This window comes from Streptomyces sp. NPDC058812 (assembly GCF_042744565.1).
GTDB lineage: Bacteria > Actinomycetota > Actinomycetes > Streptomycetales > Streptomycetaceae > Streptomyces > Streptomyces thinghirensis.
This window is the reverse complement of sequence record NZ_JBHYOB010000017.1, coordinates 108,080-125,849: the sequence shown is the minus strand read 5'-3', so window position 1 is coordinate 125,849 and position 17,770 is coordinate 108,080. Positions and strand designations below refer to the sequence as shown.

Here is a 17,770-nt window from a genome sequence, read left to right as displayed (position 1 = left end):
CCGTGGGCACCATCTGGTGCGACGTGCCGTTCTCAGCCGTCGGCGGGCGGCGCCATGAGCTGCTCGGCGATGCTGGCCTCCAGTGCAGCGATGCGCCGGCCGGCGAAGCGGGCGTTGTCTCGGGCGGCCGTGAGGCGCTTGCTGAGGCGTTCGTTGTCGTTCGTCAACGCGCTGATCTCACGGCGCAGGGCCATGTTGGCGGTGGTGATTCGTACGACGTCGGCATCTGTCCAGTCCTGCCGCAGCTCGGCGATCTGGCCCAGGAGTTCGGCGATGCGCTCGCGCTGGTTGGCAATCTCGGCGTGGGCGGCTTTGAGGGCATCTTCCGTTCAGTTGTCGGGGCTGACATCGCTAGATCCCTGCGGTATGCCGTGGCCATGAGATATGCGCAGGGTGGTGGTCTCACTCCGCAGGGTCAGGCCGCGCGGGAGCGGGTGCGCATGCTGGCCGCCGATGGCTTTGTGCGGGGTGAGAAGAACACGGTGATCGCGAAAGAACTGCGGGTGAGCGTCCGGACGGCCGGACCGTCAGCTATTCCCGCAGGTCAGCGGAGCCTTCCACGCGGCTTCAGCGGCACCGATGGCAGCACAGGGGCGGGCAGCGGGGCCCCGTCATAGCCCTTCACCGCGCCGAATCTCGACCCTTCCATCCAGTCCGAACGGGCCTGTACGATCTCCGCCTGCGACCGTCCGATCCAGTTCCAGAACATGATCAGCTCCTCCTCGAAGGGCTCGCCGCCCAGGAGCATCAGGCTCGCGTCCGAGTCGGCGCGCAGGGGCAGTTCGTCGCGGCCGCAGCCGAGGTAGAGCATCGAGCCCGGTACCAGCGGTACGCCGTCGACGTGGGCCTCGCCGGTCATGGACAGGACGGCGTACTCGAAGTCCCGTTCCAGCGGGATACGTACGTCCGTGCCGCCGGTGAGGGTCAGGTCGGCGCCGACGATGGGGGTGTACGCCGTTCCCGGCGAGGAGGTGCCGTCGAGGGTGCCGAGGAGCAGGGTGGCCGTCAGGCCGGGGGCGGTGACGAGGGGCAGGTCGGCGTGGAACTCGAAGCGCGGGTCGGTGTGGCGGTGGGCGTCCGGAAGGGCGACCCACAGCTGCGCGCCGTGCAGGAAGCGGGCGTGCGACCGCGGGCTCTCCTCGGAGTGGCTGATCGCGCGGCCCGAGGTCATCAGACCCAGCTGGCGCGGGCGGATGGTCTGCAGGCTGCCGGTGGAGTCGCGGTGCAGTACCTCGCCCTCGTGCAGCCAGCTCACCGTCTGCAGGCCCATGTGCGGATGCGGCGGCACCTGCATACCGGGCTCGTCGGCGATGTCGTCAGGGCCGTAGTGATCGACGAAACACCAGGCGCCGACCATCCGCCGGCCCAGGTTGGGCAGGAGTCGGCGGACCTCGGTGGACTCGCCGAGCTTGACGTGGCGAGGGCTGAGGAGCTCCCGCACGGGCTCCGCCACCACGAAGCCGCGGCCGCCGCACAGGCTGGGGACCGCCTCGCGATCAAGATTGCTCATGCCGCCCAAACTAGCGCCGGACGGGCCGCCGCGTCAGACCGTACTCCGGTCGTCACCGTGACGGGCGGAAACGCCCCTCCCACTACGCCGCTCCCGCCATGCCGTTCCCCCCGATGGTGGAATGTTCAACCAAGTGGCGTGGTTGCAGCACACCGAAGGAGGTCACGAGTGGACACGACGTACTACCACCACGGAACGCAGGCGGAGCGCTGGGAGCGCGCGCGGATGTTCTTCGACGCCAAGGACTACGCCGCCGCGGCACGCGTCCTGAGCGGTCTGGTCGAGGAGGTGCCCGAGCGGACCGGACCGCGGCTGCTGCTGGCGCGCGCCTACTACCACTCGGCCCAACTGCGCCGGGCGGAGGGCGAGCTGCGGATCGTCGTCGAGCGCGATCCCGTCGAGCACTACGCCCGGCTGTTGCTGGGACGCACCCTCGAACGGCAGGGGCGCCAGGACGAGGCCGACGCGCAGCTGCGGATCGCCTCCGCACTGGCGGGCGACTTCGCCGACCGCTGAGCGGCGGCGTCACGGCGAGGCGGTGAGGCGGCGAGGCGGCGAGGCGGTGAGGCGGTGAGGCGGCGAGGCGGTGAGGCGGCGAGGCGGTGAGGCGGTGAGGCGGTGAGAGCGCGGTACCGGACCAACCGCGCCGCCGCCGTGACCCGCCACCCCGCCGCGGCGAGTCAGCGCTTCGCCGTCGTGCCGCCCGCGTGCGCCCGCCGCCCCCGCCGGTGGGCGATCTCGCCGAGCACGACGTCGGCCGCGACGAACGCGGCCAGCGGGATGCCGAGCAGCGGCACGAAGTAGCCGAGGACGGCGACCGCCGCGAGCAGCGGGACGAGGAGCGACGGCGGCACCTGCTGCCACGCGCCGCGCGGGATCGGGCGACCGAACGCGGAACCCCGGCCGCGCTGCCACCACATGCGGTAGCCCCAGATGACGAGCAGGACGAGGGAAGCGGCCAGCAGCATCAGGGCGATCTGGTTGGGCAGGCCGAACAGGCTGCCGGTGTGCAGGTCGATGCCCCAGCGGCTGAGCTTGGCGAGCACCGGGTAGTCGGCGAAGCGGAGTACGTCGGTCACCTCGCCCGTCGCCGGGTCCACGGCGACCGAGTCCTGCTTCTCGGGCCAGCTGCGCTGCACCTGCTTGACGACGTAGGCGGAGGACGCGTCGGCGGGCGGGCCCATCTCCACGGGGTCGTCCAGGCCCTCGTTGCGCGCGGCGGCCAGGACCTTGTCGAGGCCGACCCCGTGCGCGGCGTCCCCGCCCGCGCCCGATGCCGCGCCGTGGCCCGCGTGCTCTCCTCCCCCGGCTGCCGACGCCGACACGGACGGGGTGGTCTGGCCGAGCGAGACGCGCAGGTCCTCGATGTTCGCCCCGGCGTAGGTCGACCAGGTCAGGCCGGTCGCCGAGAGGAAGACGAATCCGGCCGCCACCCATGCGCCGACCGTGCCGTGCAGGCCCAGGGTGCGGCGCCGGCCGCTGGTGCCGCGCAGCTTGCGCCGGGCCCGGCGACGGGAGAACCACAGCACCAGGCCGCCTCCCGCGATCACCCACAGCCAGCTGGCGGCGAACTCGCTGTACAGGCGGCCGGTCTCACCCAGGTGCAGGTCCCGGTGGAACTCGTCGATCCAGGTGCGCAGCGGCAGCGAGCCGGTCGAGCCGTACTGTTCGAGGGCGCCGCGCACCTTCGCGGTGTACGGGTCGACGAAGACCGCGAGCGTGTGGTCCGGGTCGACACCCTCGACGCCGGACAGCAGCACCCTGGTGGTGGCGTCGGCCTCGGGTGAGGGGCGTACGGCCGACACCGTGCCCTCGGGGTGGGCCTGCCGGGCGGCGGCGACCTGCTCGGAGACCGGCAGCTTGCGGTCACCCACGTCGGGGACGGTCAACTCATGTGCGTAGACCATCTTCTCGGCCTGGAACGAGGCGGCGTAGAGGAAGCCGGTGGCCGCCGCCACCAGGAGGAAGGGGGCCACGAACAGCCCGGCGTAGAAGTGCAGGCGCAGGACGAGCGGGCGGAGGGTGGACCATCTGCCGGGCGGAGGCGGAGGCGGTGGGGTCGGCGGTCGGGGGGCCTCGTCCGTGGGGGTCGGGGACGTGGTGGTCATCTGTGGGCGCTCCGGGGACGTCGTGGAGACGGGGTGGTCCCAGTGGTCGGGGCGGGAGCGCGCCGGGTTCCCGGCCTGGAACGTGGCCTGCGTCACACCGTCATGGTCGGCGGGTGGATGCCGTACGCCGTGACATCCTGGCGCGATGGGAACTCCGAGTGATCGCGCACCCCTTGCCGAGCGGGTCGAGGAACTGCTCGCCGGCGATGGCCCGTTGCCGATCGTCGAGGCCGGCGATCCGGTGCTGCGGCGCGTCGCCGAGCCCTTCGACGGGCAGTTGGAGCCGCCGCTGCTGGCGCGGTTCGTCGAGGCGCTGCGTCTCACGATGCGCGCGGCACCGGGTGTCGGTCTGGCAGCGCCGCAGGTGGGGGTGGGACTCAGGATCGCGGTGATCGAGGACCCGGCGCCGGTGCCGGACGAGGTGCGGGTGGCGCGCGGGCGGGTGCCGCAGCCGTTCCGGGTACTGGTGAATCCGTCGTACGAGGCCATGGGCGCCGGGCGCGCCGCGTTCTTCGAGGGCTGCCTGAGTGTGCCGGGGTGGCAGGCGGTGGTGGCTCGGCACGCCGAGGTGCGGTTGGTGGCGCGGGACGAGCACGGGCGGGCCGTGGACGAGGTGGTCGCGGGGTGGCCCGCGCGGATCGTGCAGCACGAGACGGATCATCTGGACGGCGTGTTGTACCTGGACCGGGCCGAGTTGCGGTCGCTGGCGTCCAATCGGGCGATGGTGGAGTTGTGGGGGCAGGTGACGCCGGAGCGGGCTGCGGTGGGGTTGGGGTTTGGGCTGCCTCCCGGGTCTGCGGGGCCTTCGGAGGGAGCCGGGTCGGTGGGGTCAGGGGTCTGATGCCCCGCTGGGGGGGCGGTCTGATGCCCCGCTGGGGGGCGCGGGGGGCGGGTGCGCGGCCCGGCGTTGCGGGGTGCCGCTGCGCCCACCCGTGCCGCCCCAGCGGCACGACTGCCCGCAGCTGCGGCCACGGCGACGGCGACGGCGACGGCAGCAGGCTGCGGGCTTGGGCGGTAGTGCCGCTGGGGCGGGGGGGGAGCCGGTCAGTTGTCGCGGTATGTCTCCAGCAGCCGCAGCCATACCTCGCTGATCGTCGGGTAGGACGGGACCGCGTGCCACAGGCGGCTGATCGGCACCCGCCCGGCGACGGCGACCGTCGCGGAGTGGATCATTTCGCCGACGCCGGGGCCGACGAAGGTGACGCCGCGGACGACCTCGTCCTCCAGGTCGACGACCATGCGGGCGCGGCCCTTGTAGCCGTCGCCGTACAGGCTCGCGCCGGCCACCGTCGCGAGGTCGACGTCGACGGCGTGGACACGGTGGCCCGCCTGCTCGGCCTCGGCCAGGGTCAGGCCGACGGAGGCGGCCTCGGGGTCGGTGAACACCACCTGGGGGACGGCGTCGTGGTCCGCGGTCGCGGCGTGCGCGCCCCACGGGCCGGAGTCCAGGTCCGGCACGCCGGAGGCGCGGGCGGCGATGGCGGCGCCCGCGATGCGGGCCTGGTACTTGCCCTGATGGGTGAGCAGGGCACGGTGGTTGACGTCGCCGACGGCGTAGAGCCAGTCGTGCCCCTCCACTCGGAGGCTGTCGTCGACGGGGAGCCAGGAGCCCGGTTCCAGTCCGACGGTGTCCAGGCCGATGTCGTCGGTGCGGGGGACGCGGCCGGTGGCGAAGAGGATCTCGTCGGCCTCGACGCGGTCGCCGGCGTCGGTGACGGCGACGACGGTGCCGCCCTCGCGCTTGACGGACTCGACGGAGGTGCCGGTGCGGATGTCGACGCCGGCCTCGGTGAGCGCCTCGGCGACCAGTTCGCCGGCGAACGGCTCCATGCGGGCGAGCAGGCCGCCGTCGCCACGCACCAGGAGCGTCACCCGGGAGCCGAGGGCCTGCCAGGCCGTGGCCATCTCGACGGCGACGACTCCGCCGCCGACCACGATCAGCCGGCCGGGCGCGCTCTCGGCGCTGGTGGCCTCGCGGCTGGTCCAGGGGCGTACCTCGGCGAGTCCGGGCAGGCCGGGCAGGGCGGCGCCGCTGCCGGTGCAGACGGCGACGGCGTGCCGGGCGGTCAGTACCCGGCGGGTGCCGTCGGGCGCGGCCACCTCGACCGTGCGCGGCCCGGCGAGCCGCCCCCGGCCGCGGTACAGATCCGCCCCGATGCCCTCCACCCACTGGACCTGGCCGTCGTCCTTCCAGTGGGAGGTGTACTCGTCGCGGCGGGCGAGGACCGCCGCCGTGTCGAGGGGGTCTCGCACCGACCGGCTCAGACCGGGCAGGCGGCGGGCGTCCGCCCGGGCGAGAACCGGGCGCAGCAGGGCCTTGCTGGGCATGCACGCCCAGTAGGAGCATTCGCCGCCGACCAGTTCGCTCTCCACGATCGCGGTGGACAGTCCGGCCGCACGGGTCCGGTCGGCGACGTTCTCCCCCACGGGGCCCGCACCGATCACGACGACGTCGTACGCGATGGAATCCGATTGCGTCATGGGGTCAGTCTGGTGGGTGGTGTGCGACGTGGCCACATGGGTACGTGCGCGGAATACCCACCAGGTCGGCAGTGTTGTGCCGACGGTTTACGCCCCGAACGCAGGAAGAGGGATCACCCATGACCAGCACCGTGGAGCTCACCAAGGAGAACTTCGACCAGACGGTCACGGACAACGAATTCGTCCTGATCGACTTCTGGGCGTCGTGGTGCGGTCCGTGCAAGCAGTTCGCCCCGGTCTACGAGAAGGCGGCCGAGGCCAACCCCGACCTCGTGTTCGGCAAGGTGGACACCGAGGCGCAGCCCGAGCTGGCGCAGGCCTTCGGCATCCAGTCCATTCCGACGCTGATGATCGTCCGGGAGCAGGTGGCCGTGTTCGCGCAGCCGGGCGCGCTGCCCGAGGAGGCCCTGACGGACGTCATCGGCCAGGCCCGGAAGCTGGACATGGACGAGGTCCGCAAGGCGGTCGCCGACCAGCAGGCGCAGGCCGAGGGCCAGGCCGGGCAGGACGGCCAGTAGCAGGTCGATAGAAGGTCGATAGCAGGCCAGTAGCAGCGGAGCGGAGTCGGCCGACGGTCAGCTCGACTCGCGGTGCACCACCGCCGCGCCCAGCACCTCGTGACGCTCGGGCGCGGCGGTGGGGTCGTGGACCGCGCGGTCGACCAGGGCGGCCAGGTCGCGGCCGGAGGGCAGCTCCAGGTGGACGGTGCTCAGCCGGGGCCGCAGCAGGCGGCCGAGCATCAGGTCGTCGGCGCCGATGACGGCCGCGTCGGCCGGGATGCCGAGGCCCTCGTCCTGCATGGCCCGCATCAGCAGCATCGCGTACTCGTCGTTGTACGCGAACACGGCGTCCAGGCCGAGGGAGCGCCAGCGGGCGGCCAGCCGGGCGGCGTCCCGTTCCTCGTAGGCCAGGGGCAGTTCGGTGACGGTGGCGTCGGTGTCGCGCACGGCGCGGCGGGCGCCGGTCAGGCGCGGTGCCGAGAAGACCTCCAGCCCGTCCGCCACGGGCACGACGACGCCGATCCTCCGGCGGCCGCGGTCGTAGAGATGGCGGGCCGCGGTGTGGCCGACGGTCTCGTGGTCCATGAGCAGTGCGTGTGCTCCCTCGACGGCCTCGGGGCCGAGGGTGACGACCGCCCGGGCGCCGGAGCGTTTGAGGACCTCCACGCCCCGCGGGCCGAGACCCGAGCCGGGTACCAGGACGGCGACCGGGCGCAGTTCCGCCCACGCCCGGGCGGCCTCGTCGTCGTACAGGCCGACGGTGCCGTACTGCACGACGGTGTAGTCGAGGCGGCCGAGGGCCCCCTGGAGTTCACTGAGGAACCGGCTGTAGAGCGGGCCGACGGGGAAGGACGGCGCGGGCATCAGCACCGTACGGCTGTGCCCGGCGCGCAGGGAGCGGGCTGCGGCGTGCGGGACGTATCCGAGTTCCCGGGCGGCCTCGTGGACGCGGCGGCGGGTTGGTTCGCTGATCCGGACGGCGCTGGTGTTGTTGAGAACGTAGGAGACGGTCGCGCGCGAGACGCCGGCCAGGCGGGCCACATCGGCGCTCGTGGGCACGGAGCGCGGTGCGAGGGACTCGGGGGCGGGCGGTTTCGGTATCTGCACCATGACGTACGGCATCTTGGCAGAAGCCGGGTACGGGGCGACGGGCGGGGCGACGCCGTCCGGATCGGACGAAATCCCACCCCGTGGGCGCGGCGGTCGCGGGGTCAGGCCGGGTGCTCGGTGCGGGTCACCCGCGCGACCAGGTCGAGCCAGCCCGCCTGCAGCCGCGCCGGGGGCACCCCGCACTGTTCGGTGAGGTGGTGGACCAAGGCGGCGTCGAGGTACGCCAGGAGCGTGTGGGAGAGGAGTTCGCTGTCCCCGTCCGGGACCGCCTGCCGCAGCAGCAGGGCGACGTGGCCGCGCAGGAAGCGGCGCGGTGCGGAGGTGTAGCGGCGTTCCGCGCTCGGCTCCGCGGCCAGTTGCAGGTCCATTTCGTCGATGGAGCGGCGCAGCATCGCGCAGCCGAAGGCGCGCAGCCGCTCGACGGGCGGCGCCCCGGGTCCCAGGGGCGGCGGGCCACCGAGGAGTGCGGCCTGGAACTTCTTCTCGGAGTGGTCCAGGAGCGCCATGAGCAGGCCGGTGCGGTCGCCGAAGCGGCGGAAGACCGTGCCCTTGCCCACCGAGGCCGCCGCGGCCACCGCCTCCATCGTGACGCCTGCCGCGCCGTGCTCGGCGACCAGCCGGGCGGCGGCCTCCAGCAGCCGGGCCCGGTTGCGCGCGGCGTCGGCGCGCAGGCAGGGCTCGTCCTCCTCGGCCCCCGTGCCGACTTGCAGCAACTCAGGGGGACCGGCGGTCTCCTGGGGTTTCGGGAAGGGCGGCAGAGCGGCGGACATGAAGCCAGCGTAAAGCATCGGGAAGAAAACTGGACCGCGGTCCGTTTGGATGTTAGAAATTAAACGGACCTCGGTCCGGATCCTTTACGGCAGTGTTTCAGCAGCGTCTGTTCCCGCAGCCTCTGCTCCGTCAGTGGGAGTACTCATGTCTGTCCGCATCCTTGCGCTCGTCGGCAGCCTTCGCGCCGGTTCGCACAACCGCCAGCTCGCCGAGGCGGCCGCCAAGTTCGCGCCGGAGGGCGCCGAGGTGCAGCTGTTCGAGGGGCTGGCCGAGATCCCCTTCTACAACGAGGACATCGACGTCGAGGGCAGCGTCCCGGCCGCCGCCGCGAAGCTGCGCGAGGCCGCAGCGGCCTCCGACGCCTTCCTGTACTTCTCGCCCGAGTACAACGGCACCATCCCGGCCGTCCTGAAGAACGCCATCGACTGGCTGTCCCGTCCGTACGGCGCCGGCGCCCTCTCCGGCAAGCCCGCCGCCGTCGTCGGCACCGCCTTCGGGCAGTACGGCGGCGTGTGGGCGCAGGACGACACCCGCAAGGCCGTGGGCATCGCCGGCGGCAAGGTGATCGAGGACATCAAGCTGTCCATCCCCGGTTCGGTGACCCGCTTCGCCGAGACCCACCCGGCCGACGACGCCGAGGTCGCCGCCCAGCTGACCGAGGTCGTCGCCCGGCTGCACGGCCACGCGGACGAGGCCGTCGCCGCCTGACCGGCACGCAGGACGCATACGGGACCGGAGCTCGGCCGAGCTCCGGTCCCGGCGTGTGTGACGACGGCGTGTGGCCCGCCGTCCGTCCCGGCGCGTGCGTCCCGGCGCGTGCGTCCCGGCGTACGTACCGCTGTGCGTCAGGCCACCGCCGGCGCGGCCAGGTTGCGCAGTTCCTCCAGTGCGGCCGCGACCGCCGGACGCCGGTGACCGCCGCTCCGTGTGCAGGTCAGCAGCTTGCGGTGCGGCCGGTTGGCGCAGGGCACCCGGACGATCGGCAGCTGCGGGGCCAGCTGGGCGAGCCGGGGTATCAGCGCGACGCCGAGCCCGTGGGCGACCAGGTGGGCGATGACGTTCCAGTCGAGCGCGTGATGGACCACGTCGGGGGTGAAACCGGCGGCGCCGCACGCCGACATCACGTGCGGACGGCAGGGGCTCTGCGGCACGGGCGCGATCCACGGTTCATCGGCCGCGAGGGCGAGATCGAGCCCGTCCCGTCCGGCCAGCGGGTGGCCCTCGGGGACGACCAGGTCGAAGGGGTCGTCGAGCAGGGGCCGCTGGTCGAAGCGTGCGTCGGCCGTCGGCGGGTTGGACGGGGTCGCCTCGACGACCGCCAGATCGGCCTCCCCCTCGAAGAGCAGGTCGAAGCTCTCCGCCACCTCGACCTCCCGGATCCGGACCGACAGCCGTGGATGCCGTTCGCGCAGCCGCGCGGCCATCGGTGCCAGCAGCACGGAGACGGCCACCGGGAATCCCGTCACCCGCAGCGGCCCGGCGGGCGTCCCCTCCCCCGCCCGCAGATCCAGTTCGGCCTCGTCCCAGCGGGCCTCGATGGCGTCGGCGTGCGCGAGCAGACTCTCCGCGGCCGGGGTGAGCCGGACCCCACGGCCCTGCGGCTCCAGCAGGTCGACGCCCAGGTCACGGGCGAGCTGGCGGATCTGCTGGGAGGCGGCGGACGGGGTGAAGTGCAGGGCGCGGGCCGCCGCGGTGACCGTGCCGTAGTGGGAGACGGCCCTGAGGACGTGCAGCCTGCGCAGGTCAATCATGAAGTGCACGCTTCACGGTGAAGTCCGTAAAGTCAACCTGGACGTGAACGGATCCGTGGCCGCACTCTGTCTGTGGCGCGACGGCCGGTCACCCGCCGCGCGCCGGTCGTCCGACGACCAACGACGCACGTACCACCGACGCACGAGGAGTCGCCATGCCCAGCACGACCGGTGTCGTCTGCCCGCACTGCGGGTGGCCCGACGGTGCCGAGCCCTTCCAGGTGGTGTCCGCGCACCCGACCGCGGCGGGCGGCACCCTGTGGACCCGGTGCGCCTGCGGTTCGCTCCAGGCCCGCGTCGTCGACGATCACGGCACCCGCGTCATCTCGCGCGGCAGGCCCTCCCCGGCGGGCTGCTGAGGCGCCGCACTACCAGGGGGTACCGGGGCCGGCGCGTCGATATGGCCTCCTGCGGGGCCCCTGGCCCAGCCGTGCCATGCGGACGATGACCTCGGCGCCCGCGAGCAGCAAGAACTCGGGGTTGTCGTTCGGATCAGGCCGGCCCCGGGCAGGGGTGCCTTGCGACTGATCCGAGCGGGGTCCGATGCGTGCCGCGGCAAGGTGGAGGGGGGCGACGGGCGGAGCCCTGGCAACCGACGACAACGCCGCTGGGGGCACCTCCCACGCCCTTCAGGCAGTGGGGGAGCGCGTGCCGGACCCCGCGACCCCGGCAAGATCCACACGACACCCCCTGGACCAGCTAGTGCTGCGGCAGGCAACAGGTCGGGACGTTCCCGGGGCGGGCTGACGACCAGGCTCCCCCCTGGCGGCCGAACAAGCCCAGAAGCCGATGTGGCTGATGGTTACCGCCGGCCAGCGCGGTGACTCCCCGCGGTTCCAGGTGGTCCTGGGCCGCATCCGAGTGTCCGGGTCCGGGCCGGGCCGTCCGCGGACCCGGCTGGACAAGGCTGGCGCCGACAAGGCGTACGGCTCCCCCGCGAACCGCGCCTACCGGTGCAAGCGCGGTATCCGCCGCACGATCCCGGACATGCGCGACCAGACCGCCGGCCGCAAGCAACGCCCGTCCGGCGGCGGTAGGCCACCACAGTTCGGCTCGGCCGACTGCAGAACGTCACGCGGTGCGCTGCGGCACCGATCGCCTCCAGAGCCACCGCGCGGTGGCCACACGATACGAGAAGCTCGCCGTCCACCGCGAGACGACCATGCCGGGCGCAACCACGACGAGTGGCTGTGACCGGCAGTTTCCAACCGCACCCCAGGAGCGCGGGGAGCCCCGCCGGGTCAGGGTGACCGAGTGGGCCACCCTGCCCCGACGGAGTTCGGTCGGCCGAGCGACGGGTTACCGGCGCCCGGCCGAGGCAGGTGCCGTGTGCGGCGCTCCTCGGCTCAGCCGAAGTTCACGTCGCTGCACCACATGTAGGCCTGGTCGAGGTGCGAGGCCTGCCAGATGACGAACAGGATGTGGTGTCCGGTGTAGCCGGAGGTCTGGACGGGGAACGTGATGTCCTGCGCCGGGGCGAAGCGGCCGGTCTGCGTGATGAAGTCGAGGTCGCCCCAGCCCAGGGTCTGGGTCTTGGGGTTGAACCCCTGCTTGCTCACGTAGACCTTGAAGTAGTCGGCGCCGTGGGACGCCTGGTCGTACAGGTGGACCGAGAAGTTGTTGCCGACGGTGGTGGTCTTCCACTGCCCGGGCTTGTTCAGGCTGGCGTTCCTCGAGAGGTTGTTGCTGCAGAGCGTCCCGTCGGGGGTCCGCGCCTGGAACTGGCCACCGAGGCCGTCGCGGAGCGCGCTCATCCAGTTCCACATGGTGTCGGGGTTGGCCTGGAAGGCCTGCCAACACATGGGGTCTTCGGTCTGCATGGCCGGGTTCGTGTGGTCGCTGCCCCACGTCTTCCAGCACTGGTACGCACGGGTGGCGGGGCCGACGACGGTGCCGTGAGCCTGGGCGGGGGCCGACCAGGTCAGTGCGCCGACAACCACGGCGAACAGCATGACGAGCACCTGGAGAGGCCGACGGAGGGAGGGCTGCGAACGCCCGGTCAACGGACTCTGTTTGCGCATGTGGGGGGAACTCCTTCCAGTTGCGAAGCTGTGATGGGAGCGCTCCCAACGTTAGGCCCTCTGAGTGAAGTGTCAATGAAACCAACAGAGTTGATCACAAGAGTGGGCGCCGAGCAGGGAATCTGCCGTGAGCCGGGAGCCAGGACAGCCTCGGCGACCTCGGGTCTCCTACGCCCCACTCGGTCTCGGTGTCTGCGCCGCCTGCCTGGCGGGGACATGACATTGACATGGGCCACGGCTTCCTGCGGTTCTGTTTTCCGGCGGACTGACCTGGAGCTGCCCGGTGATGCGACGGAGCAACTCGACACGTTCGGCACATCGAACAATGGTCGAAGTGTCGAGCAGCCTGAATGATAGGGACCCACCGAACGCCGTCAACCGTTTCCGCGCATGTCGCTCTCGAAACCGAAACATTCGGGAGAGCTTGCCCAGGAAACGTCGCACGCCACACCGGCAAACGACCGAATGGCGCCACACTTGGCGCCGCGCGGGAGGCGGTCGAGCACGGCCGGGACCCCGGATCGAATGCCGGGGGTGCGCGCCGACGCCGAAGCGGTGACTCGGCGAGCGAACCCTGGACACTCCGTTCGCACGCTCGGCGAGCCGTCGCAGCGACCGGGGACACCTCATCGGCAGCTCACCTCAAAGCTTCGAAAGTTTCGAACGTGCGATAGAAACTTTTCCGTGAGAAGAGTGTTGACGATGCATCGTCAATACCTCAATCTCTCTTATCTGGGAGCCCGGCCACGGATCGATATCTCGGACAGCACCAGCCCTGGCAATCCGTGCCGCACGGCAGATCCACACACCGAACCACCTGCGCCGACTGAGCCGCGAGGAGTCCTCCGTGCCGTGTCGAAGACCGCCCCACCCCATGACCGCGGTGTCCGGCGATTCCGCACTGCCCGGGCCCCGGCCCGCCCCGTCCGTCTGCCGATTGGGAGCGGATGACGCAACCCCCACTGCTTCAGTCCTTACGTGATCCCTACCTTGGAGGCACAGTCATGGGCTCGTATGCCCTTCCAAGAGCCTTTGTCCGCGGGAAGATCCGTGGCCTGTTGTTGGCGCTGGCCGTCGGCGCCCTCAGTGCGGTCGCCACACTCGCCGCGCCGCCGCCCGCACACGCTGCCGAGAGCACGCTCGGCGCCGCGGCGGCGCAGAGCGGCCGCTACTTCGGTACCGCCATCGCCTCCGGCAGGCTGGGCGATTCGACGTACACGACGATCGCAAACCGTGAGTTCAACTCGGTGACGGCCGAGAACGAGATGAAGATCGACGCCACCCAACCGCAGCGAGGCCAGTTCAACTTCACCGCCGCCGACCGCGTCTACAACTGGGCCGTGCAGAACGGCAAGCAGGTGCGCGGCCACACCCTGGCCTGGCACTCCCAGCAGCCCGGCTGGATGCAGAGCCTCAGCGGCAGCGCGCTGCGCCAGGCGATGATCGACCACATCAACGGCGTGATGGCCCACTACAAGGGCAAGATCGCCCAGTGGGACGTCGTGAACGAGGCCTTCGCCGACGGCAGTTCGGGGGCCCGGCGCGACTCCAACCTCCAGCGCACCGGCAACGACTGGATCGAGGTCGCCTTCCGCGCCGCACGCGCCGCGGACCCGGCCGCCAAGCTCTGCTACAACGACTACAACGTCGAGAACTGGACCTGGGCCAAGACACAGGCCATGTACACCATGGTCCGCGACTTCAAGCAGCGCGGCGTGCCGATCGACTGCGTCGGCTTCCAGGCGCACTTCAACAGCGGCAGCCCCTACAACAGCAACTTCCGCACCACCCTGCAGAACTTCGCCGCCCTCGGCGTCGACGTGGCCGTCACCGAACTCGACATCCAAGGCGCCTCGCCCACGACCTACGCCAGCGTGGTCAACGACTGCCTGGCCGTCCCGCGCTGCCTCGGCATCACCGTCTGGGGTGTGCGCGACACCGACTCCTGGCGATCCGAGCAGACACCGCTGCTCTTCAACGGTGACGGCAGCAAGAAGCCCGCCTACACCGCCGTCCTCAACGCGCTCAACGGTGGCACCTCCACGCCCCCTGGGGATGGCGGACAGATCAAAGGCGTCGGCTCGGGCCGCTGCCTGGACGTGCCCAACGCCAGTACCGCCGACGGCACCCAGCTCCAGCTGTGGGACTGTCACAGCAGCACCAACCAGCAGTGGACGTACACCACCGCGGGCGAGCTGAGGGTCTACGGCAACAAGTGCCTGGACGCCGCTGGCACCGGCAACGGAGCCCGGGTCCAGATCTACAGCTGCTGGGGCGGCGACAACCAGAAGTGGCGCCTGAACTCCGACGGAACCATCGTCGGAGCCCAGTCCGGCCTCTGCCTCGACGCCGTCGGGGCCGGCACCGCCAACGGCACCCAAATCCAGCTCTACTCCTGCTCGAACGGCAGCAACCAACGCTGGACCCGCGCCTGATGAGGCCTCCCACACGCGAAAACGGGCGTCGATGACAGCCTACGGTGCGGCTTCTCCCGCCCCGCCGTGAAGACACCGCTGATGGTCCCGGGTCGCCGCCGTAGTGGCGGCGACCCTCGCGCTCCGCATGCTCACCGCGGCGGATCCGGCGCCCGCCGAGGCGGCGACGGTGGGCACCAATGCCTGGCACGTCCTGGTCAATCACCGCAGCGGCAAGGCGCCGGACGTCTCCGGCACGGCCACAGCCGAAGGCGCGCGAGTGAGCCAGTGGACGCGCAGCGACGAAGCCAACCAGCAGTGGCAGTTCGTGGACTCCGGCGGCGGCTTCCACCGCCTCAAGGCACGGCATTCGGGCGAAGTCCTCGACGTGGCCGGCGCCTCGACCGCGGACGGTGCCGCGATCCAGCAGTGGGGCGACCTCAACGGACCCAACCAGCAGTGGCAGATGGTCAAGCTGGCGTCCAGTGGAGGCGGCGGATGCGGCGGCACTCCGACTCCGACGAGCGGTACGCACACGATTCATGATCCCGAGAGCCCAGGTCGGCACTACGCTGAGCTGGTGACGAACGCCCATCCGTCGATCGCCGCCTTCGGCTGCAGCAACAACACCGACCGCACCGTCACCTTCCGCGCCGAGGGCGTCTGCGGCTGGGCGCCGGACGTCTCGGGACAGTGGGTGACCCAGTAGGCCCGCGTCACACGCCCGGCCCTCCCTGCCCCTGATCCTGCCTCCTCGCGGCCCACAGGCTCGTCACCGTGGTGACCGCGAGGACGATCACGATGAAGCCGAGCGAGAAGGGGATGCCGATCTCGGGGACGTGGACCCCGGACTCGTGCAGGGCGTGCAGGACCAGTTTGACGCCGATGAAGCCCAGGATGACCGACAGGCCGTAGGAGAGGTGCACCAGCCTCTTCAGCAGACCGCCGATGAGGAAGTACAGCTGGCGCAGGCCCATCAGAGCGAACGCGTTGGCCGTGAACACGATGTACGGGTCCTGGGTCAGGCCGTAGATGGCGGGGATGGAGTCCAGGGCGAACAGGACGTCGGTGGAGCCGATGGCGAGCATCACGACCAGCATCGGGGTCATGACCCGCTTGCCGTTCTCCTCGATCCACAGCTTGGTGCCGTGATAGCGGTCGGCGACACCGAAACGGTGTTCGATCGACTTCAGCAGCTTGTTCTCCTCGTACTCCTCGTCGTGCCCTCCCTTGCGGGCGTCCTGGATGAGCTTCCAGGCGGTCCAGATCAGGAAGGCGCCGAAGATGTAGAAGACCCAGGAGAAGGCGGAGATGATCGCCGCGCCGGCCGCGATGAACGCGGCGCGCAGCACCAGGGCCACGATGACGCCGACCATCAGCACACGCTGCTGGTACTGCGAGGGCACCGCGAATTTGGCCATGATCAGGACGAAGACGAAGAGGTTGTCGACACTGAGCGACTTCTCGGTGATGTAGCCGGCGAAGAACTCGCCGGCGGGCGCGCCACCGGCGACAACGAGCAGTCCCACGCCGAACAGGCACGCGAGGACCACCCAGACGGCCGTCCATACCCCGGCCTCCCTGATCGACACGTCGTGCGGCTTGCGGCCGATGAAGAAGTCGGCGGCGACGAGGACGCACAGCCCCACGACGGTCAGCAGCCAGACGCTGAGGGAGACGTTCACTGGTGCTCCTGTGACAGGCGGCGGAAGGGGACCGTGTACGCGTTCCTGGTCAGGTGTTTCCAGGGGACCACGGACACGTTCTTCGTCAGGGTGTTTCCGCTGAGCGGCCCAGGCAACCCGGCACCGTGCGCGGCCTGCGCACCGAGGCCGGCGGGCCGGCCGACTCCGACGTGACGGGAGCCCCCGGATGACCACTGCCCCCTCGCATCCGAACCCCGCCCGGCCGGGCCCGCGCATCGGCGTGCTCGGCTCCTACGGCGGCTTCAACATCGGCGACGAGTCGATCCTGACCTGCGTCCTGAGCTGTCTGCGCGCGCAGCGGCCCGACGCGCACCTGGTCGTCCTGAGCCGGAACGCGGAGCACACCCGCGCCCACCACCCCGAGGTCGACGAGGTGGTCCCCTGGGAGGGCGTCAGCCGCAACCACGTCCTGGACGTGCTGCCCGGCCTGGACCTGCTGGTGCTGGGCGGCGGCGGCATCCTCTACGACGGTGAGGCGCGCCGCTACCTGCGGCTGGTGCGTGCCGCGCAGACCCGGAACGTGCCGACCTTCGCGTACGCCGTCGGGGCCGGGCCGCTGACCGACGCCGAGGACCGGGACGCGGTGCGCACCGTGCTGGCGGACATGGACGACGTCGTGGTACGGGACGAGGAGTCCCGGCTGGTGCTGGAGGAGGTCGGCCTGGAACGCGAGGTCGCGGTCACCGCCGACCCGGCCCTGCTGCTGGGGCCCGAGCCGTTCACCGAGGCCATGATGCGCGACGAGGGCATCCCCTCCGGCGCCCGGCTGGTGGGGATGTCGGTGCGCGAACCGGGGCGGGCCGCGGAAAAGCTCGACGAGGGCGACTACCACGCGCTCCTCGCCGACGTCGCGGACTTCCTCGTGCGGCGGCTGGACGCGCACGTGGTGTTCCTGCCGATGGAGCGGCACGACGTACGGCACGCGCACGCCGTGCTGTCCCACATGACCGCTCCGGACAAGGGCCGGATCCTGCACGGCGACTACAGTCCGGGGCAGGTCCTCGGCTTCATGCGCCACCTGGACGTGGCCGTCGGCATGCGGCTGCACTTCGTGATCTTCGCGGCGCTCACCGGCGTGCCGGTGCTGCCGCTGCCCTACTCCGGCAAGGTCTTCGACTTCGCGCGCCGGCTGGGCGCCCCGGCGCTGGTGGGCGTGGCGCGGGAGCAGGCCGGACTGCTGCTGGCCGAGGTGGACCGGCTGTGGGACGAGTATCCGCAGCGCCGGGAGGACTTCCGGTCCCGGATCCGGGAGCTGTCCGCGGCGGCCCGGGAGACCTGCGTGCGCTGCGGCTCGCTGTTGGACGAGATCGACGCGACCGGCGACGGACCGCGCGCACGGACGGCGGGGCCCGAGCCGTACGCCGACGAGCCGCGGCCGTTGCACGCCTGACCCCCGAG

17 protein-coding genes are annotated in these 17,770 nt (G+C 71.5%); 9 read left to right on the top strand and 8 right to left on the bottom strand.

The features are described 5' to 3' along the window. Positions 1-2: 2 nt before the first annotated feature. Complete coding sequence (locus ACFW48_RS29310; RefSeq protein WP_386319661.1) at positions 3-617, top strand: hypothetical protein; 615 nt, start codon at positions 3-5, stop codon at positions 615-617. On the opposite strand, the gene ACFW48_RS29305 is transcribed toward ACFW48_RS29310, so the two are convergent. Beyond that, positions 545-1,510, bottom strand: coding sequence for a pirin family protein (locus ACFW48_RS29305; protein WP_386319659.1), 966 nt, complete (start codon positions 1,508-1,510; stop codon positions 545-547). The genes ACFW48_RS29310 and ACFW48_RS29305 overlap by 73 nt on opposite strands. 168 nt (positions 1,511-1,678) lie before the next feature. Between ACFW48_RS29305 and ACFW48_RS29300 the strand changes: the two genes are divergently transcribed. After that, the gene (locus ACFW48_RS29300; protein WP_386319657.1) at positions 1,679-2,026 is read left to right on the top strand and encodes a tetratricopeptide repeat protein; all 348 of its coding nucleotides are present in this window, start codon (positions 1,679-1,681) and stop codon (positions 2,024-2,026) included. Positions 2,027-2,190: 164 nt separating this feature from the next. Here the strand turns inward: ACFW48_RS29300 and ACFW48_RS29295 are convergent, their stop codons facing one another. Beyond that, entirely contained in the window at positions 2,191-3,618 is a 1,428-nt protein-coding gene (locus tag ACFW48_RS29295) for a PepSY-associated TM helix domain-containing protein (protein ID WP_386319801.1), read from the bottom strand. Positions 3,619-3,763: 145 nt separating this feature from the next. On the opposite strand from ACFW48_RS29295, the gene ACFW48_RS29290 reads away from it, so the two are divergent. Next, a complete protein-coding gene (locus ACFW48_RS29290; RefSeq protein ID WP_386319655.1) occupies positions 3,764-4,459 on the top strand; it encodes a peptide deformylase in 696 nt (231 codons plus the stop codon). A gap of 203 nt (positions 4,460-4,662) precedes the next feature. Here the strand turns inward: ACFW48_RS29290 and ACFW48_RS29285 are convergent, their stop codons facing one another. Then, positions 4,663-6,099: a dihydrolipoyl dehydrogenase family protein gene (locus ACFW48_RS29285; RefSeq protein WP_386319652.1), complete on the bottom strand. Its 1,437-nt coding sequence runs from the start codon at positions 6,097-6,099 to the stop codon at positions 4,663-4,665. 119 nt (positions 6,100-6,218) lie between these two features. On the opposite strand from ACFW48_RS29285, the gene trxA reads away from it, so the two are divergent. After that, on the top strand, positions 6,219-6,617 hold the full coding sequence (gene trxA / locus ACFW48_RS29280) for a thioredoxin (RefSeq protein ID WP_376673808.1): 399 nt from the start codon (positions 6,219-6,221) through the stop codon (positions 6,615-6,617). A gap of 57 nt (positions 6,618-6,674) precedes the next feature. On the opposite strand, the gene ACFW48_RS29275 is transcribed toward trxA, so the two are convergent. Together ACFW48_RS29275 and ACFW48_RS29270 are read right to left on the bottom strand one after the other, a co-directional pair. After that, complete coding sequence (locus ACFW48_RS29275; protein ID WP_386319649.1) at positions 6,675-7,709, bottom strand: LacI family DNA-binding transcriptional regulator; 1,035 nt, start codon at positions 7,707-7,709, stop codon at positions 6,675-6,677. Positions 7,710-7,810: 101 nt separating this feature from the next. Then, positions 7,811-8,479 carry a TetR/AcrR family transcriptional regulator gene (locus ACFW48_RS29270; protein ID WP_386319646.1) on the bottom strand — a complete coding sequence of 223 codons (669 nt, stop codon included), beginning with the start codon at positions 8,477-8,479 and terminating at the stop codon, positions 7,811-7,813. 145 nt (positions 8,480-8,624) lie between these two features. On the opposite strand from ACFW48_RS29270, the gene ACFW48_RS29265 reads away from it, so the two are divergent. Further along, entirely contained in the window at positions 8,625-9,188 is a 564-nt protein-coding gene (locus ACFW48_RS29265) for an NAD(P)H-dependent oxidoreductase (protein ID WP_386319644.1), read from the top strand. Between the two features lie 137 nt (positions 9,189-9,325). On the opposite strand, the gene ACFW48_RS29260 is transcribed toward ACFW48_RS29265, so the two are convergent. Beyond that, positions 9,326-10,231 (bottom strand): LysR family transcriptional regulator, encoded by a 906-nt coding sequence (locus tag ACFW48_RS29260; RefSeq protein WP_386319798.1) that lies wholly within the window; start codon positions 10,229-10,231, stop codon positions 9,326-9,328. A gap of 155 nt (positions 10,232-10,386) precedes the next feature. Here ACFW48_RS29260 and ACFW48_RS29255 point away from each other — a divergent pair, with 155 nt between their 5' ends. Next, entirely contained in the window at positions 10,387-10,590 is a 204-nt protein-coding gene (locus ACFW48_RS29255; RefSeq protein ID WP_386319641.1) for a hypothetical protein, read from the top strand. 987 nt (positions 10,591-11,577) lie between these two features. On the opposite strand, the gene ACFW48_RS29250 is transcribed toward ACFW48_RS29255, so the two are convergent. Then, a complete protein-coding gene (locus tag ACFW48_RS29250) occupies positions 11,578-12,183 on the bottom strand; it encodes a lytic polysaccharide monooxygenase (RefSeq protein ID WP_386319796.1) in 606 nt (201 codons plus the stop codon). A 1,073-nt stretch (positions 12,184-13,256) separates the two neighbouring features. On the opposite strand from ACFW48_RS29250, the gene ACFW48_RS29245 reads away from it, so the two are divergent. Further along, positions 13,257-14,687, top strand: a complete 1,431-nt coding sequence (locus ACFW48_RS29245) for an endo-1,4-beta-xylanase (RefSeq protein ID WP_386319639.1) — start codon at positions 13,257-13,259, stop codon at positions 14,685-14,687. 127 nt (positions 14,688-14,814) lie between these two features. Then, entirely contained in the window at positions 14,815-15,375 is a 561-nt protein-coding gene (locus tag ACFW48_RS29240) for an RICIN domain-containing protein (RefSeq protein WP_386319637.1), read from the top strand. 7 nt (positions 15,376-15,382) lie between these two features. On the opposite strand, the gene ACFW48_RS29235 is transcribed toward ACFW48_RS29240, so the two are convergent. Next, the gene (locus ACFW48_RS29235; RefSeq protein ID WP_386319634.1) at positions 15,383-16,351 is read right to left on the bottom strand and encodes a TerC family protein; all 969 of its coding nucleotides are present in this window, start codon (positions 16,349-16,351) and stop codon (positions 15,383-15,385) included. Positions 16,352-16,538: 187 nt separating this feature from the next. Here ACFW48_RS29235 and ACFW48_RS29230 point away from each other — a divergent pair, with 187 nt between their 5' ends. Beyond that, positions 16,539-17,762, top strand: a complete 1,224-nt coding sequence (locus ACFW48_RS29230; RefSeq protein WP_386319632.1) for a polysaccharide pyruvyl transferase family protein — start codon at positions 16,539-16,541, stop codon at positions 17,760-17,762. The last annotated feature ends 8 nt before the right edge of the window (positions 17,763-17,770 follow it).